The organism is Cupriavidus sp. FW306-01-F10A (assembly GCF_058782785.1).
The window spans coordinates 21,570-43,885 of sequence record NZ_JBYSYA010000030.1; the positions used below are offsets into that span (position 1 = coordinate 21,570).

20 protein-coding genes and 1 pseudogene are annotated in these 22,316 nt (G+C 67.8%); 15 read left to right on the forward strand and 6 right to left on the reverse strand.

The window, feature by feature from the left end:
• Position 1: 1 nt before the first annotated feature.
• From AC3WLF_RS28195 to AC3WLF_RS28225, 7 genes are read left to right on the forward strand one after another with little or no spacing between them, the layout of a single operon-like run.
• Positions 2–715, forward strand: coding sequence for an alanyl-tRNA editing protein (locus AC3WLF_RS28195; RefSeq protein ID WP_492319803.1), 714 nt, complete (start codon positions 2–4; stop codon positions 713–715).
• Entirely contained in the window at positions 715–1,353 is a 639-nt protein-coding gene (locus tag AC3WLF_RS28200) for a LysE family translocator (protein WP_492359109.1), read from the forward strand. Before AC3WLF_RS28195 ends, AC3WLF_RS28200 begins: the two co-directional genes overlap by 1 nt.
• Positions 1,354–1,399: 46 nt before the next feature.
• A complete protein-coding gene (locus AC3WLF_RS28205) occupies positions 1,400–2,380 on the forward strand; it encodes a DMT family transporter (RefSeq protein ID WP_492359119.1) in 981 nt (326 codons plus the stop codon).
• An 11-nt stretch (positions 2,381–2,391) separates the two neighbouring features.
• Positions 2,392–2,853 carry a RidA family protein gene (locus AC3WLF_RS28210; RefSeq protein WP_492319801.1) on the forward strand — a complete coding sequence of 154 codons (462 nt, stop codon included), beginning with the start codon at positions 2,392–2,394 and terminating at the stop codon, positions 2,851–2,853.
• 7 nt (positions 2,854–2,860) lie between these two features.
• Positions 2,861–3,190 (forward strand): DHCW motif cupin fold protein, encoded by a 330-nt coding sequence (locus tag AC3WLF_RS28215; protein ID WP_010813560.1) that lies wholly within the window; start codon positions 2,861–2,863, stop codon positions 3,188–3,190.
• A gap of 53 nt (positions 3,191–3,243) precedes the next feature.
• Positions 3,244–4,434, forward strand: a complete 1,191-nt coding sequence (locus AC3WLF_RS28220; protein WP_492359110.1) for an aminotransferase-like domain-containing protein — start codon at positions 3,244–3,246, stop codon at positions 4,432–4,434.
• Positions 4,435–4,465: 31 nt separating this feature from the next.
• Positions 4,466–5,110 carry a glutathione S-transferase family protein gene (locus tag AC3WLF_RS28225; RefSeq protein WP_492359111.1) on the forward strand — a complete coding sequence of 215 codons (645 nt, stop codon included), beginning with the start codon at positions 4,466–4,468 and terminating at the stop codon, positions 5,108–5,110.
• 33 nt (positions 5,111–5,143) lie between these two features.
• Here the strand turns inward: AC3WLF_RS28225 and AC3WLF_RS28230 are convergent, their stop codons facing one another.
• Positions 5,144–5,797, reverse strand: coding sequence for a LysE family translocator (locus AC3WLF_RS28230; protein ID WP_492319798.1), 654 nt, complete (start codon positions 5,795–5,797; stop codon positions 5,144–5,146).
• 413 nt (positions 5,798–6,210) lie between these two features.
• On the opposite strand from AC3WLF_RS28230, the gene AC3WLF_RS28235 reads away from it, so the two are divergent.
• Positions 6,211–7,893, forward strand: a complete 1,683-nt coding sequence (locus tag AC3WLF_RS28235; RefSeq protein WP_439670816.1) for an L-lactate permease — start codon at positions 6,211–6,213, stop codon at positions 7,891–7,893.
• A gap of 162 nt (positions 7,894–8,055) precedes the next feature.
• Positions 8,056–9,885 (forward strand): ABC transporter ATP-binding protein, encoded by a 1,830-nt coding sequence (locus AC3WLF_RS28240; protein WP_492352897.1) that lies wholly within the window; start codon positions 8,056–8,058, stop codon positions 9,883–9,885.
• Positions 9,886–9,954: 69 nt separating this feature from the next.
• On the opposite strand, the gene parC is transcribed toward AC3WLF_RS28240, so the two are convergent.
• The 3 genes from parC to AC3WLF_RS28255 form a co-directional block, all read right to left on the reverse strand.
• Positions 9,955–12,294: a DNA topoisomerase IV subunit A gene (parC, locus tag AC3WLF_RS28245; protein WP_492319796.1), complete on the reverse strand. Its 2,340-nt coding sequence runs from the start codon at positions 12,292–12,294 to the stop codon at positions 9,955–9,957.
• Positions 12,295–12,366: 72 nt separating this feature from the next.
• Positions 12,367–13,164: a lytic transglycosylase domain-containing protein gene (locus AC3WLF_RS28250; protein ID WP_492319795.1), complete on the reverse strand. Its 798-nt coding sequence runs from the start codon at positions 13,162–13,164 to the stop codon at positions 12,367–12,369.
• Between the two features lie 107 nt (positions 13,165–13,271).
• The gene (locus tag AC3WLF_RS28255; protein WP_492352899.1) at positions 13,272–15,263 is read right to left on the reverse strand and encodes a DNA topoisomerase IV subunit B; all 1,992 of its coding nucleotides are present in this window, start codon (positions 15,261–15,263) and stop codon (positions 13,272–13,274) included.
• A 347-nt stretch (positions 15,264–15,610) separates the two neighbouring features.
• On the opposite strand from AC3WLF_RS28255, the gene AC3WLF_RS28260 reads away from it, so the two are divergent.
• Both AC3WLF_RS28260 and AC3WLF_RS28265 read left to right on the forward strand, forming a co-directional pair.
• A complete protein-coding gene (locus AC3WLF_RS28260; RefSeq protein WP_492319793.1) occupies positions 15,611–16,822 on the forward strand; it encodes an MFS transporter in 1,212 nt (403 codons plus the stop codon).
• On the forward strand, positions 16,819–16,962 hold the full coding sequence (locus tag AC3WLF_RS28265) for a hypothetical protein (protein WP_155737093.1): 144 nt from the start codon (positions 16,819–16,821) through the stop codon (positions 16,960–16,962). The genes AC3WLF_RS28260 and AC3WLF_RS28265 overlap by 4 nt, the downstream gene beginning before the upstream one ends.
• A 19-nt stretch (positions 16,963–16,981) precedes the next feature.
• On the opposite strand, the gene AC3WLF_RS28270 is transcribed toward AC3WLF_RS28265, so the two are convergent.
• Positions 16,982–18,913, reverse strand: a complete 1,932-nt coding sequence (locus tag AC3WLF_RS28270; RefSeq protein ID WP_492319792.1) for an ATP-binding cassette domain-containing protein — start codon at positions 18,911–18,913, stop codon at positions 16,982–16,984.
• Positions 18,914–19,246: 333 nt separating this feature from the next.
• On the opposite strand from AC3WLF_RS28270, the gene AC3WLF_RS28275 reads away from it, so the two are divergent.
• Entirely contained in the window at positions 19,247–20,425 is a 1,179-nt protein-coding gene (locus tag AC3WLF_RS28275) for a benzoate/H(+) symporter BenE family transporter (RefSeq protein ID WP_492352900.1), read from the forward strand.
• A gap of 9 nt (positions 20,426–20,434) precedes the next feature.
• Here the strand turns inward: AC3WLF_RS28275 and AC3WLF_RS28280 are convergent, their stop codons facing one another.
• Positions 20,435–20,944, reverse strand: coding sequence for a hypothetical protein (locus tag AC3WLF_RS28280; protein ID WP_492359112.1), 510 nt, complete (start codon positions 20,942–20,944; stop codon positions 20,435–20,437).
• Between the two features lie 258 nt (positions 20,945–21,202).
• On the opposite strand from AC3WLF_RS28280, the gene AC3WLF_RS28285 reads away from it, so the two are divergent.
• The 3 genes and pseudogenes from AC3WLF_RS28285 (at position 21,203) to AC3WLF_RS28295 (ending at position 22,291) form a co-directional block, all read left to right on the forward strand.
• The gene (locus tag AC3WLF_RS28285) at positions 21,203–21,535 is read left to right on the forward strand and encodes a DMT family transporter (protein ID WP_492319789.1); all 333 of its coding nucleotides are present in this window, start codon (positions 21,203–21,205) and stop codon (positions 21,533–21,535) included.
• Positions 21,536–21,611: 76 nt separating this feature from the next.
• Positions 21,612–21,911 (forward strand): annotated as a pseudogene (locus tag AC3WLF_RS28290) (type II toxin-antitoxin system HigB family toxin); the annotation flags it as partial.
• 8 nt (positions 21,912–21,919) lie between these two features.
• The gene (locus AC3WLF_RS28295; RefSeq protein ID WP_492319787.1) at positions 21,920–22,291 is read left to right on the forward strand and encodes a helix-turn-helix domain-containing protein; all 372 of its coding nucleotides are present in this window, start codon (positions 21,920–21,922) and stop codon (positions 22,289–22,291) included.
• Positions 22,292–22,316: the final 25 nt, after the last annotated feature.

A 22,316-nucleotide genomic window follows, 5' to 3' on the forward strand; every position in this document is an offset into this window, starting at 1 on the left:
GATGTCCGCCACCCGCAAGCGCTTCGACGAAGACCCCTATCTTGGCCACTGCACCGCCACCGTGGTGGCGGCCGGCGCCGAAGGGATCGAACTCGACGAAACCGTGTGCTACGCGCGCAGCGGCGGCCAGGCCGGCGACACCGCCACACTGGCGCTGGCCGACGGGCGCGCGGTGGCCATCGTCGACACTGTCTACGCCGACGACCGCAGCCGCATCCTGCATGTGGCAGCACCGGATGCGCCGCTGCCGCGCGTGGGCGAGCGCGTCACCGTGACCATCGACTGGGCGCGCCGCCACAAGCTGATGCGGCTGCATACCTGCCTGCACCTGCTGGGCTCGCTGATCCCGGTGCCGGTGACCGGCTGCGGCATCTCGCCGGAGTCGGCGCGCGTCGACTTCGACTTGCCGGAATCGACCCTGGACAAGGCCGACCTGACCGAGCGCCTGAACGCGCTGATCCATGCCAACACCGCGGTGCGCACCACGCTGATCACACCGCAGGAACTGGCCGCCCAGCCCGAGCTGGTGCGCACCATCGGCGCCGCGCCGCCGGCGGGCACCGCCAGCATCCGCATCATCGAGATCCCCGGCGTGGACCGCCAGCCCTGCGGCGGCACCCACGTGGCCAACACCAGCGAGATCGGCACGGTGGTGGTGACCAAGATCGAGAAGAAGAGCCGCACCAACCGGCGCGTGGTGGTCGCGTTCGCGTGATGGCGTCCGGCTTGCTCACCGGCCTGACGGCCGCGCAGCTCCTGGCCCTGCTGACCCTGCTGACGGTGGGCCTGTTCACGCCCGGGCCCAACACCACCATCGCCGCGGTCACCGGCGCCAACTTCGGGCTGCGCGCCACGCTGCCGCACTGCGTGGGCGTGGCCTTCGGCTTTGCCAGCATCCTGGCGCTGTGCGCGCTGGGCGTGGGCGCGCTGGTCCTGGGCCAGCCCGCGCTGGCCGCCGGCGTGCACCTGGCCGGCGTGGCCTACCTGCTGTGGCTGGCGTGGAAGATCGCGCGCAGCACGGCGCTGGCACAGAAGCAGGTGCTGCGCCCGCTGAGCGTGTGGCAGTCGGCGGTGCTGCAGTACGCCAACATCAAGGCGTGGATGCTGGCGCTGGCGGTCGCGGCCTCTTACATGACGGGCGCGCCCTCGCCGGTGCAGCGCGTGCTGCTGGTGTGCGGCGTGTTCGCCGCGCTGGGCTTTGTCAGCAACGGCGTGTACGGCGTGCTGGGCGCGTCGTTGCGGCAATGGCTGCAGCAAGGGCAGCGCGTGCGCTGGTTCAACCGCGCCATGGGCGCGGCGCTGGCGCTGACCGCGCTGTGGATTGCGGTCAGCGCCAGCCCGGGCGTGCAGTGACCCGCGGCGATCCGATTCCGAGCCGATGACAACCAAGACCCCGACCATGGCCGCCAGCCGCCCCGCTTCGCCACTGACGTCTGCCCCGCCGGCCTCCGGCGGCATGCTGCTCGGCTTTGTCGGCGTGGCGATCTTCAGCCAGACGCTGCCGTTCACGCGCATGGCGGTGGCCGAGCTGGACCCGATCTTTGTGGCACTGGCGCGCGCCGTGCTGGCCGCGCTGCTGGCGCTGGCGCTGCTGGCCTGGCGCGGCGCGCTGTCCGCCAGCCGCCGCCCGCGCGGCGGCCAGTGGCCGCGGCTGGCCGTGACCGCGCTGGGCGTGGTGGCAGGTTTCCCGCTGTTTTCTTCGCTGGCGATGCGCGAGGTGCCGGCCAACCACGGCGCCATCGTGATCGGCCTGCTGCCGCTGGCGACCGCGGTATTCGCCGCCTGGTTCGGGCGCGAGCGGCCGTCGCCGGCGTTCTGGCTGTCGGCCGTGGCCGGCAGCGCGCTGGTGGTGGGCTTTGCCGTCTGGCAGGGTGCCGGCGGCCTGCAGCATGCGGACTGGTACCTGTTCGCCGCCGTGGTGCTGGGCGCGCTGGGCTATGCCGAGGGCGGCAAGCTGTCGCGCGAGCTGGGCGGGCTGGAAACCATCAGCTGGGCGCTGGTGGTATCGCTGCCGGTGCTGGTGCCGGTGGTGGCCTGGCTGACCCTGCGCGACCTGCCGGCGATTGCCGCGGCGTCGCCGCGCGCCTGGGGCGGCATGGCCTATGTGTCGGTGTTCTCGATGTTTGTCGGCTTCCTTTTCTGGTACGCCGGCCTCGCAAAAGGCGGCGTGGCGCGCGTCGGCCAGATACAATTGCTGCAGCCGTTCCTGACGCTGGCGGGCGGTGCGCTGATTCTGGCCGAGCCGCTTGACGCCCCTACCATCACCTTCGCGGTGGCGGTGATCGCCGTCGTGGCCCTCGGCCGCCGCGCCGCCGTGCAGCAAAGCGCACCCGCCCCCGCCCCGGAAACGCCACCGATCCTCCCTGGACGCATTCACTGACTGGAGCCTACATGTCCGTCTACGACACCCTTGCCCGCCTCGGCATCGAACTGCCGGCCGTCAACGCCCCCGCCGCCGCCTATGTAATGGCCGCGCAAACCGGCAACACCGTATTCCTGTCGGGCCATATCGCCCGCAAGGACGGCAAGGTATGGACCGGCAAGCTGGGCAAGGACATCGACACCGAGTCCGGCAAGGCCGCAGCGCGCGCGATCGCCATCGACCTGCTGGCCACGCTGCACGCGCATGTGGGCGACCTGAACCGCGTCACCCGCATCGTCAAGGTGATGAGCCTGGTCAACTCGACTCCCGAATTCACCGAGCAGCACCTGGTCACCAACGGCGCCTCGGAGCTTTTGGCCGAAGTGTTCGGCGACAACGGCAAGCATGCGCGCAGCGCCTTCGGCGTGGCGCAGGTCCCGCTGGGCGCCTGCGTCGAGATCGAGATGATCGCCGAAGTGAAGGCGGCCTGAGGCCCGCATGCGCATCGACAACCTGCCCTTCGGCACCACCGACTGGTCGGCCATCGCGCCGACCCGCCACCCCGGCGAGCAGGGCGAAGCCACCTGGCGCACGCGCCAGTTCGGCGACATCCGCGTGCGCATGGTCGAATATTCGCCGGGCTACCTGGCCGACCACTGGTGCAGCAAGGGCCATATCCTGTTCGTGCTGGACGGCGAGCTCCATACCGAGCTGGAAGACGGCCGGCAGTTCGTGCTCGGCGCGGGCACCAGCTACCAGGTAGCCGACCAGGCGGAAGCGCACCGTTCGTCCTCGCCGAAGGGCGCACGACTATTTATCGTTGACTGAGCGGCAGGCTTGCCGCTCAGCCCAGAACTCCCCCAGACCACAAGAGACACATCATGAAATGGGCCATCTCCCGCCGGGCACAGCAACTGACCAGCTCGGCCATCCGCGAAATCCTGAAGGTCACCGAGCGTCCGGAAGTCATTTCGTTCGCCGGCGGCCTGCCGTCGCCGGCCTCGTTCCCGGTAGCGGCCATGGAGGCAGCGACGGCCCGCGTATTCGCCGACAACCCGCAGGCGGCGCTGCAATACGCCGCGACCGAAGGCTACCTGCCGCTGCGCGAGTTCGTCGCCAGGCGCCATGGCGCGCCGGTCGAGCGCGTGCTGATCACCACCGGCTCGCAGCAGGCACTGGACCTGATCGCCAAGGTGATGATCGACCCGGGCAGCAAGGTGCTGGTGGAAACCCCCAGCTACCTCGGCGCGCTGCAGGCGTTCTCGCTGTTCGAACCTGAGTTCGTCTCGATCCCCAGCGACGACAAGGGCCTGCTGCCCGAGGCGCTGACGCCCAAGCTGACCGCCGGCGCGCGCTTCCTGTACGCCCTGCCCAACTTCCAGAACCCGACCGGGCGCCGCCTGCCGCTGGAACGCCGCGAAGCGCTGGTGGCCCGCGCCAAGGAACAGGGCGTGCTGCTGGTCGAGGACGATCCCTACGGCGCGCTCAGCTACACCGGCGACCAGCTGCCCAGCCTGCTGTCGATGAACCCGGACGGCGTGATCTACATGGGTTCGTTCTCGAAGATCCTGGCCCCCGGCATGCGCCTGGGCTACGTGATCGCCCCGCCCGAGCTGCACTTCAAGCTGTGCCAGGCCAAGCAGGCGTCTGACCTGCACACGCCGACCTTCACCCAGCGCGTGGCCTACGAGACCATCCGCGACGGCCTGCTCGACACGCATATCCCGACCATCCGCGAGCTCTACGGCAAGCAGTGCCAGTACATGCTGGACGCGCTCAAGCGCCATATGCCCGAGGGCGTGACCTGGAACGCGCCCGAAGGCGGCATGTTCATCTGGATGGAGCTGCCCGAGGTCCTGGACAGCATGGTGATCCTGGAAGAAGCCGTGAAGCGCAACGTGGCCTATGTGCCGGGCGCGCCGTTCTACGCCAGCAACCCGAAGCGCAACGCGCTGCGCCTGGCCTTCGTCACGGTGTCGGCCGAGCGCATCGAGCAGGGCGTGGCCATCCTTGGCGAGCTGTTCCGCGAAGCCATCGCCGCGGCCGCCGCCAGGCAACCGCGCGCGGCCTGAAGCCCGGGCGCGCATCACCACTGGAGCCGAAATGTTGCGTATCTGGGGCCGACTCTCCTCCATCAACGTGCAGAAAGTGGTCTGGTGCGCGCGCGAGCTGCACCTGGACCATGAGCGCGTGGATATCGGCGTGACCAAGGGCGACCTCGACACCGAGGCCTATGTGCGCCTGAACCCGAACCGCCAGATCCCCGTGATCGAGGATTTCCGCGGCACCGATGTCGGCGGCGAGCCCTTCGTGCTGTGGGAATCCAATGCGATCGTGCGGTACCTGTGCGCGCGCTACGGCGAAGGCACGCTGTGGCCCGAGGACGTCAAGGCACGCGCCTCGGCCGACCGCTGGATGGACTGGCAGACCACCGCCTTCAGCCCGGCCATGGTGACGGCGTTCCTGAACCTGGTGCGCAAGCCAAAGGCGGAGCGCGACGAGGCTGCCATCAAGGCATCGTGCGAGCGCACCGAGCCGCTGGCCGCGCTGCTGGACAAGGCGCTGGCCGGGCGCGAGTTCATCGGCGGCGACCGCTTCACCATGGCCGACATCTCGCTGGCCTGCGCCGCGCACCGCTGGATGGGGCTGCCGCTCAAGCACCAGCCGCGCCCCAACCTGGAGCGCTGGTTGAGCGCGATGCGCGCCCGCCCCGCCGCGGACGGCATCCTGGAACTGCCGCTGCGCTGAGCCGCGGCAGTTTTTCTTTCCTGCCGTCCTGCCTTACTTCGCCGCGCGCGAGCCCGACGCCGCGGTAAAAACCCCCAGCCCGATAAACGCCGCGCCGGTCAGGTAGCGGCCGAGCGCTCGCGCCCTGCCGGCGCGGCGCAGTGCCGGCATCACCGCGGCGGCGGCCATCACGTAGCAGGCGTCCGTGGTCGCGGCGATCAGCACGAAGGCCACGCCCAGTGCCAGGCTCTGCGTCAGCGCCGAGCCTGCCGGGTTCATGAACTGCGGCAGGAAAGCAGCAAAGAAGATCGCGGTCTTGGGATTGAGCAGTGCCACCACGAAGCCGTCGCGCACCACCTGGCGCAGGCTGCGTGGCGCTACTTCAACCGTGCCGCCGTCAGCCGCCGCGGCGCCGCCACGCAAGGCGCGGATGCCCAGCCAGATCAGGTAGGCCGCCCCCGCGTACTTGACCACCGAAAACGCCAGCGCCGATACCGAGAACAGCACCGCCAGCCCAAGCGAGGCGCCGATCGCGTTGCCCAGGTTGCCCAGCGCCACCGCGCCGATCGAGGCCAGCCCGGCCTGCCGGCCCTGCGCCAGCGTGCGCGTGACGATATAGACCACGGCCGGGCCGGGCGTGATGGCCAGCGCCAGGCTGGCCAGCACGAATGCGGTCAGCAAAGGCCAGGGGGGAAGGAATTCGGTCATGGGCAGCCTCATTCAATGGTTGGATGCGGGCGGCAGCGCGCCCACGGCATGACGCCCGCCAGTATGCGCCGAGCGCCGGCGCTTGCGCCAGTCCCGGCATGGCTGCCGGGCCGGTCATGCAAGCCGGTGGCAGGCACGCAGGCTTTTGCAACAGGCGCCGTTTAGAGTACTCTCGCCAGAGTGCCTGGAAGGCACCACGTGCGCCGCAATGGCCCCAGGGAAACCCTGATCCCTGAATGTGGCTCATGCCAGGCATGACGCAATATACGACAGCGAACACGGAACCCGTTCCTACAATCGCTGGTTCTTTCCCGCGCGCGGCGGATGCCGTTCGCCGGTGCAAAGCGCATGCACGGCGCCGAGGGCACGCAGATCGTCCCGGCGCCTGAGCCAACCTGAGGAGGACATCGATCGTGTGGAGTCAAGTCTATGACCCGCTAGGCAATATGGCGCTGTCGACCATTGCCGCGGGCATTCCCGTCGCCGTGCTGCTGGCAGCGCTGGCGTTCTTTCATATGCAGGCCCACCTGGCGGCGGGGCTGGCATTGCTGATCGGCATCGTGGTCGCCTCCACGGTGTTCGGCATGCCGGCGGCAATGGCCGGCAAGGCAGCGGGGCTGGGCATCGTGTCCGGGCTGTTCCCGATCGGCTGGATCGTGCTGAACATCATCTTCCTGCACCGGCTGACAACCCTTAACGGGTCATTCAAAGTCTTGCAGAACTCGATCTCCGGCATCACCGAGGACCGCCGCCTGCAGCTGCTGCTGGTGGCGTTCAGCTTCGGCGCCTTCTTCGAGGGCGCGGCCGGCTTCGGCACGCCGGTGGCCGTGACCGGCGCCATCCTGATCGGCCTGGGCTTCTCGCCGCTGGCCGCCTCGGGCCTGGCGCTGATCGCCAACACCGCGCCGGTGGCCTACGGCGCGCTGGGCGCCCCGATCATCGGCCTGGCGTCGGTGACCGGGCTGGACCTGCTCGACCTGTCGGCCATGATCGGCCGCCAGCTGCCGTTCTTCTCGGTGATCGTGCCGTTCTGGCTGATCTGGGCCTTTGCCGGCTTCCGCGGCATGCTGGCGATCTGGCCGGCGATCCTGGTGGCGGGCGTGAGCTTTGCGATCCCGCAGTTCCTGGTGTCGAACTACCACGGACCGTGGCTGGTGGACGTGATCGCCGCGCTGGTGTCGATGGGCTCGCTGACGCTGTTCCTGAAGGTCTGGCATCCGAAGGAGATCTGGACCTCGACCAGGATCCTGGGCCGCCACGACGACTCCAAGGTCGACCATCCCGAAGCGCTGGAAGCCGATGCGCGCGCCAGCGCCGCCTCGGCCGGCATCTCGGTGGCCAAGGCCTGGATGCCGTGGGTGATCCTGACCGTGTTCGTCTTTGTCTGGGGCGTGCCCGAGTTCAAGAAGCTGATGGATAGCCTGTGGGCGTGGAAATTCCCGATCCCGGGGCTGGACAAGGCCATCGTCAAGGTGCCGCCGGTCGTGCCCAAGGAAGTCATCGAAGGCGCGGTCTTCAACTTCAACGTGCTGTCGATGGCCGGCACCGGCATCTTTGTCTCGGCCATCGCCGGCGGCCTGCTGATGGGCTACTCGGTGCCGCGCCTGTTCAAGGAATACTGGGAAACCATCAAGCTGGTGCGCTACTCGCTGCTGACCATCTGCGCGATGTTCGGCGTCGGCTACCTGACCCGCTACTCGGGCCTGGATGCCACGCTGGGCCTGGCCTTTGCCCACACCGGCGTGTTCTACCCGCTGTTCGGCACCATGCTGGGCTGGCTGGGCGTGGCGCTGACCGGTTCGGACACCGCCTCGAACGTGCTGTTCGGCGGCCTGCAGAAGACCACGGCGGAGCAGCTGGGCCTGTCGCCGGTGCTGATGGCCTCGGCCAACAGTTCGGGCGGCGTGATGGGCAAGATGATCGATGCGCAATCCATCGTGGTGGCATCGACCGCGACCAAGTGGTACGGCCACGAAGGCGACATCCTGCGCTATGTGTTCTTCCACTCGATCGTGCTGGCGATCCTGGTGGGCCTGTTCGTGACACTGCAGGCCTATGTGCCGCCGTTCACGCATATGGTGATCCACCACCCCTGACCATTCAGAAGTTTCCGCGCTGCGGTTCTGACAAGGCCCCGCCCCCTGGCGGGGCTTTTCCATTGTGCAAGGCGCGTATCATGTTGTGTCTGATCCGCCGCACGCGCGCCCCCACCTCCCACGAAGACGCCGGGGTGCGCCGGGCACAACGGGAAACCTGCCATGTTGCGTCGCCTGGAAAGACTGATCGACCCCTTCCGGGGCATGCCCGACCACGAGCCGCCCGGCCAGGTCTGGCGCTTCTATGCCTGGTACCTGCGCGAAGTGTGGGGCGTGTTCGCGCTGCTGTTGCTGGTGGGCCTGGTCGGCGCGCTGATCGAGGTGGCGCTGTTCAGCTTCCTCGGCCGGCTGGTCGACATGGCCCAGACCACGCCGGGCGCGGAGTTCTTCAGCCGGCATCGCAATGAACTGCTGTGGATGGCGGTGGTGGCGCTGCTGCTGCGTCCCATCTTTTTCGGGCTGCACGATGTGCTGGTGCACCAGGTCATCAACCCCGGGCTGGCCAACCTGATCCGCTGGCAGAACCACCGCTACGTGCTCAAGCAGAGCCTGTCGTTCTTCCAGAACGACTTTGCCGGGCGCATCGCGCAGCGCATCATGCAGACCGGCTACTCGCTGCGCGATTCCGCGGTGCAGGCGGTGGACGCGATCTGGCACGTGGTGATCTATGCGGTCAGCTCGCTGGTGCTGTTCGCACAGGCCGACTTGCGGCTGATGATACCGCTGCTGCTGTGGATCGTCTGCTATGTGGCTGCCCTGCTCCATTTCGTGCCGCGCGTGAAGCAGCGCTCGGTGGTGGCCACGGAGTCGCGCTCGCGCCTGATGGGACGCATCGTCGACGGCTACACCAATATCACCACACTCAAGCTGTTCGCCCACACCCGTCACGAGGAAGACTATGCGCGCGACGCCATGTCCGAGCAGACCGAGAAGTCGCGGCTGGCCGGACGCATGATCAGCGGCATGGACATCACCATCACCGCCATGAACGGCGCGCTGATTGCCGGCACCACGGGGCTGGCCCTGTGGCTGTGGAGCGAGGGGCACGTCACCACCGGCGCGATTGCGCTCACCACCGGGCTGGTGATCCGCATCAACAATATGTCCGGCTGGATCATGTGGGTGGTCAACGGCATCTTCGAAAACGTCGGCCAGGTGCAGGACGGCATGAAGACGATTGTCGTGCCGCGCGTGGTGACCGACCGCGCCGACGCGAAGCCGTTGCGCGTCACCCATGGCGAGGTCCGCTTCGAGCAGGTGGGATTCCACTACGGCAAGGGCTCAGGCGTCATCGAAGGCGTGGACCTGACGGTGCGCCCGGGCGAGAAGATCGGGCTGGTCGGCCCCTCCGGCGCCGGCAAGTCGACGCTGGTCAACCTGCTGCTGCGACTCTACGACGTCGAGCGCGGCCGCATCCTGATCGACGGCCAGGACATCGCCGCGGTCACGCAGGAAAGCCTGCGCGCACAGATCGGCATGGTCACGCAGGACACCTCGCTGCTGCACCGGTCGATCCGCGAGAACCTGCTCTACGGCAAGCCCTCCAGTACCGAGGCTGAACTGCAGCAAGCCCTGCACCGCGCCCGCGCCGACGAATTCACCCCGCACCTGGTCGACGCCCACGGCAATACCGGGCTGGAGGCGCAGGTCGGCGAGCGCGGCGTGAAGCTGTCAGGCGGCCAGCGCCAGCGCATTGCCATCGCGCGCGTGCTGCTCAAGAACGCGCCGATCCTGATCCTGGACGAAGCCACCTCGGCGCTGGATTCGGAGGTGGAAGCGGCAATCCAGGAAAGCCTGGAAACGCTGATGCAGGACAAGACCGTGATCGCCATCGCCCACCGGCTGTCGACGATTGCGCGCATGGACCGGCTGGTGGTGCTGGACAACGGCCATATCGTGGAAAGCGGCACGCACGCGCAATTGCTGGCGCACGGCGGGCTGTATGCGCGGTTGTGGGCGCATCAGACCGGGGGATTTGTGGGAGTGGATTGAGATATTGCCCGCCAGATTGGGGGCTCCCCTCTCCCGCAAGCAGGAGAGGGGAGCAAACCGGTAGGGCACTCAGTTGCCAGCCGGCGGCTCCACGCGCACCGGATCGATGCGCGGCTCCTTGAGCTTGGCCTCGATCGCCTTGCCCTTGCGCGCGCGCTTGCCCACGTAGGCCTGCAAGGCCACGCCTGCCAGCTTCTGCGAGGTCGGCTTGCCTCCGCGCCCCGCGCCCGAGAGCATCAGCCCCGGGGCGCCCACGCCCACTGCCTGCAGCAGCTTCTCCTTGGGTTCCAGCTCGATCAGGATGACGCCACGCCCGCCGGCCGACAGCACCTTGACCTCGTCCAGCCCCACCAGCAGCAGGCGGCCGTTGCCGGACAGGCAGGCCACATGCGTGGCCTCGTCGCCGATCGGCGCCGGCGCCAGCGGCGTGTCGCCGTCATCGAGCGTCAGGAACGACTTGCCGCCCTTCTGCCGGCTGATCATGTCACCGACCCTGGTCTGGAAGCCATTGCCGCCCGCGGTGGCGATCAGCATGCGCTGCTCCGCGCTGCCGGCAAAGGTGTGCGCGACCTGGCTGCCGGACTGCAACTCGATCAGCGTGGTGATGGGCACCCCGTCGCCGCGCCCGCCAGGCAGGCTGGCGACCGGCACGGAATAGACCCGGCCGTTGGTGCCGAACACCAGCAGCACGTCGACGGTACGGCATTCGAAGGTGCCGTAGAGCGCGTCGCCGGCCTTGAAGGTGAACTGCTGCGCATCGTGGCCATGGCCCTGGCGCGTGCGCACCCAACCCTTCTGCGACATCACCACCGTCACCGGCTCGTCGATCACGCGCACTTCGGCCGCGGCCCGGCGCTCTTCCTGGATCAGCGTGCGGCGCGGGTCCTTGTCTTCCGGGCTGTATTGCTTGGCGTCGGTCTCGATCTCCTTGATGATGCGGCGGCGCATCATGGTCTCGGACTTGAGCAGCACGTCCAGGTCGGCCTGTTCCTCGCGCAGTTCCTTCAGTTCCTTCTCGATCCGGATCGCTTCCAGGCGCGCCAGCTGGCGCAGCCGGATTTCCAGGATGTCCTCGGCCTGGCGGTCGCTCAGGCCGAAGGCCTCGATCAGCGCCGGCTTGGGCTCGTCGCTCTCGCGGATGATGCGGATCACCTCGTCGATATTGAGCAGCACCAGCATCCGGCCTTCGAGGATATGGATGCGGTCCTCGACCTTGCCCAGGCGGTGGCGCGTGCGGCGCGTGACGGTTTCGAAGCGGAACGCGATCCACTCCGACAGGATCTCGCGCAGGCCCTTCTGGCGCGGGCGCCCGTCGGTGCCGATCATCACCAGGTTGATCGGCGCGCCCGACTCCAGGCTGGTATGCGCCAGCAGCGTATGGATGAACTCCTGCTGGCCGACGTTCTTGCTCTTGGGCTCGAACACCAGCCGCACCGGCGCATCCTTGCCCGATTCGTCGCGCACCGCGTCCAGCACCGCCAGCACGGTGGCCTTGAGCTGCTGCTGGTCCTGCGTCAGCGCCTTCTTGCCGGTCTTGATCTTGGGGTTGGTGATTTCCTCGATCTCTTCCAGCACCTTCTGCGCCGAGGTGTTCGGCGGCAGCTCGGTCACCACCAGTTGCCACTGGCCGCGCGCCATCTCCTCGATGGTCCAGCGCGCGCGCACCTTCAGGCTGCCGCGGCCGCCCTCGTAGATCTGGGCGATATCGGACGCCGGCGAGATGATCTGGCCGCCGCCCGGATAGTCCGGCCCCGGCATCAGCGCCAGCAGCTCGGCCAGCGTGATATTGGGATTGCGGATCATCGCCACGGTGGCCGCGGCGACTTCGCGCAGGTTATGCGGCGGGATCTCGGTCGCCATGCCCACCGCGATGCCCGAGGCGCCGTTGAGCAGCACGAACGGCAGCCGCGCCGGCAGCAGCCTGGGCTCCTGCATCGAGCCGTCGTAGTTGGGGGCGAAATCGACCGTGCCTTCATCGATCTCATCGAGCAGCAGCCGCGAGATCGGCGTCAGGCGCGCTTCGGTGTAGCGCATCGCCGCCGCGCCGTCGCCATCGCGCGAGCCGAAGTTGCCCTGGCCGTCGATCAGCGGGTAGCGCAGCGAGAAGTCCTGCGCCAGGCGCACCAGCGCGTCATAGGCGGACTGGTCGCCATGCGGGTGGAACTTGCCCAGCACATCGCCGACCACGCGCGCGGACTTGACCGGCTTGGCGTCGGCGCGCAGGCCCATCTCGTGCATCGCGAACAGGATGCGGCGCTGCACCGGCTTCTGGCCGTCGGCCACCTCGGGCAGCGCGCGGCCCTTGACCACGCTGACGGCGTAGTCCAGGTAGGCGCGCTCGGCGTAGCGCGCCAGCGTCAGCGAATCGGCCGGCTCTTCAGGTTGAAACGTGATGTCTTGTTGTTCCATGGGTAGGCAAGAATTCGGCGCGCCACGTTGAACTGCCGGCGCGCCGGGTTGCTTGTTGTTCGGGTATGCCGGTCAGGGCATGGGGCGGCGCCCGCCGATGACCATCTTCACGCGCGGGCCGTCCGCGCTGGCGCTGGCGCGCTTGAGCACCGCGCCCTGCTGCGGCTGGTACAGCCGGTAAAACTGCAGCACGGTGCTGACATACTGCCGGGTCTCCGGGTAAGGCGGAATGCGGTTGTTGTAGCGCTGCACCGCGCCCTCGCCGGCGTTATAGGCAGCCAGCACCAGCTCCAGGTTGTTCGGGAACAGCTGCATCAGCCAGCTCAGGTAGCGCACGCCCGCGGTGATATTGGTGCGTGGATCGGCCAGCTTCTGCTCGATGCTTCGGCGCGCATCGGCGCTCACGCCAAAGCGCGCGCCGGTGTCGGGGATCACCTGCATCAGGCCGATCGCGCCCTTGGGCGACACCGCGCCCGGGTTGAAGCCCGACTCAACCGCCATCACCGCCTTGACCAGCGCGGGATCGACATCCTGCTTGCCGGCGATCTGGTGGATCAGCGGTTCGACGGTCTTGATATTGGGATGGTTGACGACGTAGCGGTACAGCTTGTGCTGCTCCAGGTCGATGTCCGCGCCAGCGGCCGCCTGCGACTGCCGCGCCGCCAGGCGAGCGGTATCCAGCTTGCCGCCGTCCTTCATGAACAGCTTGTAGCGCGCGTCCAGCTTCTGGTCGGCAAAATGCGCCACGCCGTCGGCATCGATAAAGCCCCACAGCTCGGCATGCGCCGCCGGCACGAAGGCGAGCCCGGCCAGCGCCACGACGGCTGCCGCCGCCTTGCGCCATGGTTTGCCGGGAGTTCTCGTCGTCATCGTGCGTTCCAGATTACTGTCCGTTGGCGGCCGTCGGGAATGACGGCCAGGCAGACTGGGGGATTATCTACCCAATCACCGGCCGCCGCTTTCCGCTCAGGTATCGCTCAGATATCGGCCTCGACCTCGTTGCCCTTCTCTTCCAGCCAGCTGCGGCGCTGTGCGGCCTCGCCCTTGCCCATCAGCATATTCATCATCTCGACGGTCTGCGGCAGGTCGTATTCGCCCAGCGACACGGGCAGCAAGCGCCGCGTGTCGGGGTTCATGGTGGTTTCCCAGAGCTGCTCGGCGCTCATTTCGCCCAGGCCCTTGAAGCGGGAAATCTGCCACGAGTTTTCCTTGACGCCGTCCTTGAGCAGCTTGTCCTGGATGGCCAGCAGCTCGCCTTCATCCAGCGCGTACAGCTTCTGCGCCGGCTTCTTGCCGCGCGCGGGCGCATCGACGCGGAACAGCGGCGGACGCGCCACACAGACGTTGCCGGTCTCGATCAGCTTGGGGAAGTGGCGGAAGAACAACGTCAGCAGCAGCACCTGGATATGCGCGCCGTCCACATCCGCGTCGGACAGGATGCAGATCTTGCCGTAGCGCAGGTTGGACAGGTCGGGCTCGTCGTTGGCGCCGTGCGGGTCCACGCCGATCGCCACCGCGATGTCGTGCACTTCGTTGTTGGCAAAGAGGCGGTCGCGCTCGGTCTCCCAGGTATTGAGCACCTTGCCGCGCAGCGGCAGGATGGCCTGGAACTCCTTGTCGCGGCCCATCTTGGCCGAGCCGCCGGCCGAGTCGCCCTCGACCAGGAACAGTTCGTTGCGGGTCACGTCGGTGGACTCGCAATCGGTCAGCTTGCCGGGCAGCACCGCCACGCCGGAGCCTTTTTTCTTCTCGACCTTCTGCGCCGCGCGCGTGCGCGCCTGGGCTTGGCGGATCACCAGCTCGGCCAGCTTCTTGCCGTACTCGACATGGTGATTCAGCCACAGCTCCAGCGCCGGGCGGCTGAAGGTGGAGACCAGCCGCACCGCGTCGCGGCTGTTCAGGCGTTCCTTGATCTGGCCCTGGAACTGCGGATCCAGCACCTTGGCCGAGAGCACGAACGAGGCGCGCGCAAACACGTCTTCGCTCATCAGCTTGACGCCCTTGGGCTGCAGCGCGTGCATCTCGATAAAGCTCTTGACCGCCTGGAACAGCCCTTCGCGCAGGCCGGATTCATGCGTGCCGCCGGCCGGCGTCGGGATCAGGTTGACGTAGGACTCGCGTACCGGCGCGCCGTCTTCGGTCCATGCCACCACCCAGGAGGCGCCTTCGCCGTCGGCAAAGCCTTCTTCGCCGGGATTGGCGTCGGGGTCGGCGAAGTGCTCGCCCTCGAACATCGGGATCACCAATTCCGCGCCGCTGCCCTGCGCCAGCGCCTCGACCAGGTAGCCCTTCAGGCCCTGGTCGTACTGCCAGGTCTGGCGCTCGCCGGTCTTCTCGGTCACCAGCGTGACCTTGACGCCCGGCAGCAGCACCGCCTTGCTGCGCAGCAGGCGCTGCAGCTCGGCCAGCGGGATCGCGGCCGAGTCGAAATACCTGGCGTCCGGCCACACCTGCACGCGGGTGCCGCTCTTCTTCTCGCCCCGCTCGATCTTGCGCGAGGCCAGCGGCACGGTCACGTCGCCGCCGGAGAAGGTCAGCGTCGAGCACATGCTGTCGCGCCACACGGTCACGTCCAGCTGCGTCGACAAGGCATTGGTCACCGACACGCCCACGCCGTGCAGGCCGCCCGAGAAGGCATAGGCGCCGCCCTTGCCCTTGTCGAACTTGCCGCCGGCGTGCAGCCGGGTGAAGACGATCTCGACCACCGGCACGCCTTCTTCCGGGTGGATGCCCACCGGGATGCCGCGGCCGTCGTCCTCCACGCTGAGGCTGCCGTCGCGATGCAGGGTCACCAGGATCTCGGAGCCGTGGCCGCCGAGGGCCTCGTCCGAGGCGTTGTCGATCACCTCCTGCACGATATGCAGGGGGTTGTCGGTCCGGGTGTACATGCCGGGACGCTGCTTGACCGGCTCCAGGCCCTTCAGGACCCGGATGGAAGATTCGCTGTACTGACTGGTTTTGCTCGCCATGGAGTCGCTACGAAAGTGATGGTCCCGGCTGCCATGAGGCGCACAACTGTGCACGCGCCGGGGCACCGGGCACTGCATTGTAATGGAAGCGGGCGACGGCAATCCCGCCAAAAAAGCGCTTGGCCTGCCGACCCGCGCTGGCGCCGGTTTGCCGGGCCGCCGCCACTTTTTGCCAGGGCGCCGGCAGCGCGGGCAGCGCCGTACGCGTTTTCCCGAGCCGGAGTAAACTCGCCAGCACCCGGCCCCGGCAAGCCCGATTGCCGTCCCGGCACGGGCAACAACAAGCACACACAATCCCTGTCGGCACCGCGCTTACCCGGCGGGACTGCCGCACATCGAGCCAAGACATGCAGAACCGACAACTCTCCCTGACCACCGTACTTGTGTGCGGTGGGCTGCTCGTGACCCTTTCAATGGGCATCCGGCACGGCTTCGGCCTGTTCAACCTGCCGATCACCCAGGCCCATGGCTGGAACCGCGAGACCTTCGCCTTCGCGCTGGCGCTGCAGAACCTGATGTGGGGCGCCAGCCAGCCCTTTGCCGGGGCGCTGGCCGACAAGTTCGGCGCGCTGCGCATCATGCTGGTCGGCGTGGGGCTGTACGTGGCCGGGCTGGTGGTGATGGCGCTGGCCACCAGCGGCACCGCCTTTGCCACCGGTGCCGGCGTGATGATCGGCATCGCCCAGTCCGGCACCACCTACAGCATCGTCTACGGCGTGATCGGCCGCGTGGCCAGCCCCGAGAAGCGGGTCTGGGCCATGGGCATCGCCGCCGCGGCCGGCTCCTTCGGCCAGTTCCTGATGATCCCGGTGGAACAGGGCCTGATCTCCGGGCTGGGCTGGCAGAACGCCCTCTATGTAATGGCGCTGATGGCCTGCGTGATGCTGCCGCTGGCGCTGACGCTGCGCGAGCCGCGCGAAGCGGCCCACACCGGCGGCCACCACCAGACCATCGGCCAGGCCGTGCATGAAGCCTTCGGCAACCGCAACTTCCAGCTGCTGACACTGGGATACTTCGTATGCGGCTTCCAGGTGGTGTTTATCGGCGTGCACCTGGCGCCCTACCTGAAGGACCAGGGCCTGACTGACCCGAAAGTCGCCGTCGTGGCGCTGGCGCTGATCGGGCTGTTCAATGTATTCGGCACCTATACCGCCGGCGCGCTGGGGCAGCGCCTGCCCAAGCGCTACCTGCTGTCCGCCATCTACGTGACGCGTTCGGTGGTGATCGCCGGCTACCTGCTGCTGCCGCTGACGGTGGCCAGCACCTGGGTGTTCGCGGCGGTCATGGGCTTCCTGTGGCTGTCCACGGTGCCGCTGACCAACGGCATCATCGCCCAGGTGTTCGGCGTGAAATACCTGTCGATGCTGTCGGGCGTGGTGTTCTTCTCGCACCAGATCGGCAGTTTCCTGGGGGCCTGGCTGGGCGGCTTCCTCTACGACCGTACCGGCGGCTACAACACGGTGTGGCTGATCGCGATCGCGCTGGGCGTGGTGGCCGCGCTGGTGAACCTGCCGATCCGCGAGCAGGCGCTGGTGCGCGTGCAGCCGGCGGCGGCATGATGAGCACGACCCAGGCGCGCGTGATGAAGGCAGCCGGGCTGGCGGTGCTGGCCGGGGTGCTGGCGCTTGGGTTCGTGGGTTACCTGCGGCCGGGGTTCATGGTCGACCTGACCAATATGGTGCTGGCGTGGTGCGGGTGAGGGCCGGCTTGCCTGACCCTCAGGCCCCCTCGCCCTTCGACTTCGCCTCCAGCACTTCCCAGCGCTCCAGCGCTTCCAGCAGTTCCATCTCGATCTCATCGTGCCGCGTGCCCAGCTGCGCGGCCTTGGGCGCATCGCTGACATAGAGCGAGCCGTCCGCGAGCTGCGCCGAGATCGTCTTCTGCTCGGTTTCCAGCGCGGCAATGCGCTCCGGCAGGCCGTCCAGTTCGCGCTGCTCCTTGTACGACAGCTTGACCGTACGATTGGCGCCGCGCGCCTCGCGCGAATCTTTGCCCTTTGCCGGCTCTGCCGCCTTCTGCTCCGGCTTGCGCGCCGCCTGCAGCGCCGCGCTGCGGGCCGACTGCTCGACCCAGTCGGAATACCCGCCCACCGATTCGCGCCACACGCCACCGCCCTCGGCGGCCAGGGTCGAGGTCACCACGTTGTCCAGGAAGGCGCGGTCGTGCGAGACCAGGAACACGGTGCCGCCATAGTCCTGCAGCAGTTCTTCCAGCAGTTCCAGCGTATCGATGTCGAGATCGTTGGTCGGCTCGTCCAGCACCAGCACATTGGCCGGGCGCGCAAACAGGCGCGCCAGCAGCAGCCGGTTGCGCTCGCCGCCTGACAGCGACTTGACCGGCGAACGCGCGCGCTCCGGCGCGAACAGGAAGTCGCCCAGGTAGCTCATCACATGCTTGCGCTGGCCGTTGACCTCGACCCAGTCGCTGCCCGGGCTGATGGTGTCGGCCAGCGAGCGCTCCAGATCCAGCGCGGTGCGCATCTGGTCGAAATACGCCACCTGCAGGTTGCTGCCGTTGCGCACGGTGCCGCTGTCCGGCGCCAGTTCGCCCAGGATCAGCCGCAGCAGCGTGGTCTTGCCGGCGCCGTTGGGGCCGATCAGGCCGACCTTGTCGCCTCGCATGATGGTGGCGGTGAAGTCGCGCACCACCACTTTGTCGCCATAGGCCTTGCTGACGTCGGTCAGCTCGGCCACGATCTTGCCGGAGCGGTCGGCCTGCGACACCTCCAGCTTGACGTTGCCCTGGACTTCACGGCGCGCGGCGCGCTCGTTGCGCATCGCCACCAGGCGCTGGATGCGCGACACGCTGCGCGTGCGGCGCGCCTCCACCCCCTTGCGGATCCACACCTCTTCCTGCGCCAGCAGCTTGTCGAACTTGGCCTGCTCGACCTGCTCCGCCGCCAGCATCTCTTCCTTGCGCGCCTGGTAGGCGGCGAAGTTGCCGGGGAAGGACACCAGCCGGCCGCGGTCCAGTTCGATGATGCGGGTGGCGACGCGGTCGAGGAAGGCGCGGTCGTGGGTGATCAGCAGCACGCTGCCGCGGAAGCCCAGCAGCAGGTCTTCCAGCCAGCGGATCGCTTCCACGTCGAGGTGGTTGGTGGGCTCGTCCAGCAGCAGGATGTCGGGCTCGGCCACCAGCGCCTGCGCCAGCGCCACGCGTTTCTGCAGGCCACCGGACAGTGCCTCGACGCGCGTGTGCGAATCCAGCCCCAGGCGCGCCAGCGTGGTTTCCACGCGGGTGCGCAGCTGCCAGGCATCGGCGGCGTCCAACTCGGACTGCAGCCGGTGCAATTCGGCCAGCGCGGCTTCGTCGTCGTGGTTCTCGGCGACGCGGTCGGCGGCGGCCTCGTAGCGCACCAGCAAGTCGTGCGCATCGCCCATGCCCTGCGAGACGGCGTCGAACACGGTGATGCCCGCCTCGAACTGCGGCTCCTGCGGCACGTAGGCGCTGGTCACGCCGCTCTGGCGCGCGATCAGCCCATCGTCGGGCGCCGACAGCCCCGCCACGATCTTCAGCAGCGAGGACTTGCCCGAACCGTTGCGCCCGATCAAACCCACGCGCTCGCCGGCCTCCAGCGAAAAGTCGGTGTGATCGAGCAGGGCCACGTGCCCGAAGGCAAGCTGGGCGTCGGTAATGGAAAACAGGGCCATGGGAGAAAGACGAGACGACGAGAGAAAGGAGGGACGGCCTGGCAGCCAGGGCTGGCGTGGCACGGCAGCCCGCATTGTAGACGACCGGGGCCGGGCCAAGGCTGGCCCCAAAAAAGAAGGGCCCGCGCACTGCGGGCCCAAGAGTCTCTCCTCGGTGCCCTGCTCGCAAGGCACGAAGCCAGCATAACAACGCCCCCCTGCCCGCTCCAGTCGGAAAAGTCCGTAAGGGAAAGCCCCGTCAACCGCGATTTCTGGACGCCGCCGCGGCAAATTGGTACGGCCAAGGCACTCATGCGAAGATGTCGGCCGTGCCAATGGCCTGCTGCCACCCTCATGACCACCGCTTCACTGAAATTGTCCGACCTGTCCGTGTCCGCGCTGGTCGCCGGGCTGGTCGCCACGCTCACCGGCTATACCAGTTCGCTGGTGCTGATGATCCAGGCCGGCCACGCCGCCCACCTGACCGATGCCCAGATTTCGTCCTGGATCTGGGCGCTGTCGATGGGCATGGGAATCACCACCATCGGCCTGTCGTTGGCGCTGCGCGTGCCGATCGTGGTGGCCTGGTCCACGCCCGGCGCGGCGCTGCTGATCGCCAGCCTGCCCGGCGTGCCCTACGCGGAAGCCATCGGCGCCTTCCTGCTGGCCGGGCTGATGATGGCCGCGGCCGGCATGACCGGCTGGTTTGACAAGCTGATGCGCGCCCTGCCCGCCAGCATCGCGTCAGCCCTGCTGGCCGGCATCCTGTTCCGCATCAGCGTGGATGTGTTCGTGCAGGCGCAGCACCAGACCGTGCTGCTGCTGGCGATGTTCGCCGCCTACCTGCTCGGGCGGCGCCTGTGGCCGGCCTATGCGGTGCCAGGGGTGCTGCTGACCGGGGCGGTAGTCGCCGGCGCGCTCGGCCAGCTCGATTTCTCGGGGGTGCGGCTGGCATTGGCGGTGCCGGTGTGGACCACGCCGGCCTTCTCGCTGTCGGCCTTGGTCAGCATGGCGGTCCCGCTGTTCATCGTGGCGCTGGCCTCGCAGAACATCCCCGGGCTGGCCGTGCTGCAAGCCGACGGCTACCACGTGCCGGCCTCGCGCCTGATCTCGCTCACCGGCCTGACCTCGGCCGTGCTGGCGCCGTTCGGCTCGCACGGCGTCAACCTGGCGGCGATCACTGCCGCCATCTGCACCGGCCCGCAGGCCGACCCCGACCGCAACCGCCGCTATACCGCGGCCGTGGTCTGCGGCGTGGGCTACCTGGTCGCGGGCACGCTGGCGGCCAGCATCGCGGCGCTGTTTGCGGCCTTTCCGCAAGCGCTGGTGGTGGGCGTGACCGCGTTCGCGCTGATGGGCTCGATCGCCAACGGCCTGACCGTGGCCATGCAAATCCCGGCCGAGCGCGAAGCCGCGCTGCTGACCTTCATGATCACGGCGTCCGGCATGACCCTGGCGGGTGTCGGCTCTGCGTTCTGGGGCGTGGTGGGCGGCCTGCTGGCGTTCCACGTGCTGCGCCGGCGCGCCGCCTGAGCATCGCCGCTAGAGCATCAGGAAAGCCACGTCCGCGTAGCCGATATCGTCGGACGATGCGCCCCTGCGGCGCTGGAACAAGACATGCTGCAGCACGCGGTCGCGGTGGGCCGCGAAGGTTTCCGGATCCAGGTTCAACGCCGCGCGCGCGTAGTGCTCGGCCATCAGCTTGTAGACGCGATGGCGCACCTGCAGCATCTCGTTCGCCGCCTGGAGCCGGCTCATTTCCCCCACATGGTCTTCGTCCAGCTGACGCATGCTGACCACCACCCGGGCATGCATGGCCCGGTAGCGATCGACCTCCGCATGGGCCTTGCGCAGCTCTTCGCGCAGCGACCGCACCTCCTGCAACAGTTTCAGGTTGTGCTGCACGCCGCGTTGGATGCGCGAAGCCTCTTCCAGTGCTTGGTCCGCCGCGGCGATGGTGTCCTGCCACGGATTCGCGTCCGGCGCGGGCTCCCCGTCCCCGGGCTGCGAAGACGTCCCGGCGGACGTGCCGTCGATGCCATTGTGATGCATACCGCTCCCCTTACCCATGCCCGCCGCCGGCATCGTTGGGTTCGTGCCGGCTTGGTCGGGCCAACTACCGCGACTGCCTTATAGGACTTGTGCCGCGGGCCGGCCATGCGCCCGCTTGCTTTCGTCGTTATAGCCACATTCAATCCTCCATCACCGCTTTGCACAACCACCGCAACGGAGGGACGCGGCTTTGGCGCAACATGCGGGAGCGCTAAGATGCCGGCTTCGGCCCGTTTCGGCCAACCCACTTGTACTCCCATGAACGGATACCTGCTCCTCGCCCTCGCCATCGTCGCCGAAGTCATCGCCACCAGCAGCCTGAAGGCGTCGCAGGGCTTTACGCGGCTGGTCCCCAGCGTGCTGGTCGTGACCGGCTATGTGGCGGCGTTCTATTTGCTGATGCTGGTGATGCGGACAGTGCCGGTGGGAATTGCCTATGCGATCTGGAGCGGGGCCGGGATCGTACTGGTGTCACTGATCGCGGTGGTGCTGTACCGGCAGGTGCCGGACCTGGCGGCTTGCGCCGGGATTGGTCTGATTATTACCGGCGTCGCCGTCATTCAGCTGTTTTCGAAGACTAGCGCGCATTGATCGTAGGTATGCTCGGCAGTGGCTGACCCCTCATCCACTCTTGCCGCAGTCCCATTTTGGGACTAGCATTGCCCATATGCGAATCATAGCGAAGAGGTCTTTGCTTCAGTTCAGCAAGTTCCACCCCGAAGCCAGGCAACCGCTGCTTGCCTGGCATGAAGAAGCCCGCTGCGCGGCCTGGACCGCGCCCAGGGACATCAAGGCGCGCTACGCCAGTGCCAGCTTCGTTGGCAACAACCGCGTGGTCTTCAATCTCGGCGGGAACAAGTACCGGCTTATCGTCGCTGTCGCATACCGGTTGGGCGTCGTCTACGTGAAGTTCATCGGCACCCATCTCGACTATGACCGCATTGACGCCGCCACCGTGGAAATGGAGCGATCACCATGGATATCCGCCCCCTGCACACTGAAGCCGACTACCAGGAAGCGCTGGCCGCGGTCTCCGCCCTGGTCGATGCAGACCCGGCGCCCGACACGCCTGAGGGCGACAAGCTGGAAATCCTCTCAATGCTGGTGGAACGGTATGAAGCCGGGCACTTTCCGATGGACCTGCCGGATCCGATCGCCGCGATCCGCTTTCGCATGGAACAAGCTGGCCTCACGCCACGTGACATGCAACCGTACCTGGGTAACCTCAATCGCGTATATGAAGTGCTGAATGGCAAGCGCGCCCTGAGTCTGGCCATGATCCGGCGGCTGCACCGTGACCTGAAGATTCCCGCGAACGTGCTGATCGCCGAATGCAGCGCGGCATAAGCCCTGGCGCGGCGCGACTAGCGCG

Coding starts and splice junctions, on each gene's coding strand:
- AC3WLF_RS28270 (WP_492319792.1), bottom strand. CDS start 18,913: ATGGCCCTGTTTTCCATTACCGACGCCCAGCTTGCCTTCGGGCACGTG.
- AC3WLF_RS28210 (WP_492319801.1), top strand. CDS start 2,392: ATGTCCGTCTACGACACCCTTGCCCGCCTCGGCATCGAACTGCCGGCC.
- AC3WLF_RS28250 (WP_492319795.1), bottom strand. CDS start 13,164: ATGACGACGAGAACTCCCGGCAAACCATGGCGCAAGGCGGCGGCAGCC.
- parC (WP_492319796.1), bottom strand. CDS start 12,294: ATGGAACAACAAGACATCACGTTTCAACCTGAAGAGCCGGCCGATTCG.
- AC3WLF_RS28225 (WP_492359111.1), top strand. CDS start 4,466: ATGTTGCGTATCTGGGGCCGACTCTCCTCCATCAACGTGCAGAAAGTG.
- AC3WLF_RS28255 (WP_492352899.1), bottom strand. CDS start 15,263: ATGGCGAGCAAAACCAGTCAGTACAGCGAATCTTCCATCCGGGTCCTG.
- AC3WLF_RS28215 (WP_010813560.1), top strand. CDS start 2,861: ATGCGCATCGACAACCTGCCCTTCGGCACCACCGACTGGTCGGCCATC.
- AC3WLF_RS28205 (WP_492359119.1), top strand. CDS start 1,400: ATGGCCGCCAGCCGCCCCGCTTCGCCACTGACGTCTGCCCCGCCGGCC.
- AC3WLF_RS28195 (WP_492319803.1), top strand. CDS start 2: ATGTCCGCCACCCGCAAGCGCTTCGACGAAGACCCCTATCTTGGCCAC.
- AC3WLF_RS28200 (WP_492359109.1), top strand. CDS start 715: ATGGCGTCCGGCTTGCTCACCGGCCTGACGGCCGCGCAGCTCCTGGCC.
- AC3WLF_RS28285 (WP_492319789.1), top strand. CDS start 21,203: ATGAACGGATACCTGCTCCTCGCCCTCGCCATCGTCGCCGAAGTCATC.
- AC3WLF_RS28275 (WP_492352900.1), top strand. CDS start 19,247: ATGACCACCGCTTCACTGAAATTGTCCGACCTGTCCGTGTCCGCGCTG.
- AC3WLF_RS28280 (WP_492359112.1), bottom strand. CDS start 20,944: ATGCATCACAATGGCATCGACGGCACGTCCGCCGGGACGTCTTCGCAG.
- AC3WLF_RS28240 (WP_492352897.1), top strand. CDS start 8,056: ATGTTGCGTCGCCTGGAAAGACTGATCGACCCCTTCCGGGGCATGCCC.
- AC3WLF_RS28220 (WP_492359110.1), top strand. CDS start 3,244: ATGAAATGGGCCATCTCCCGCCGGGCACAGCAACTGACCAGCTCGGCC.
- AC3WLF_RS28295 (WP_492319787.1), top strand. CDS start 21,920: ATGGATATCCGCCCCCTGCACACTGAAGCCGACTACCAGGAAGCGCTG.
- AC3WLF_RS28265 (WP_155737093.1), top strand. CDS start 16,819: ATGATGAGCACGACCCAGGCGCGCGTGATGAAGGCAGCCGGGCTGGCG.
- AC3WLF_RS28230 (WP_492319798.1), bottom strand. CDS start 5,797: ATGACCGAATTCCTTCCCCCCTGGCCTTTGCTGACCGCATTCGTGCTG.
- AC3WLF_RS28260 (WP_492319793.1), top strand. CDS start 15,611: ATGCAGAACCGACAACTCTCCCTGACCACCGTACTTGTGTGCGGTGGG.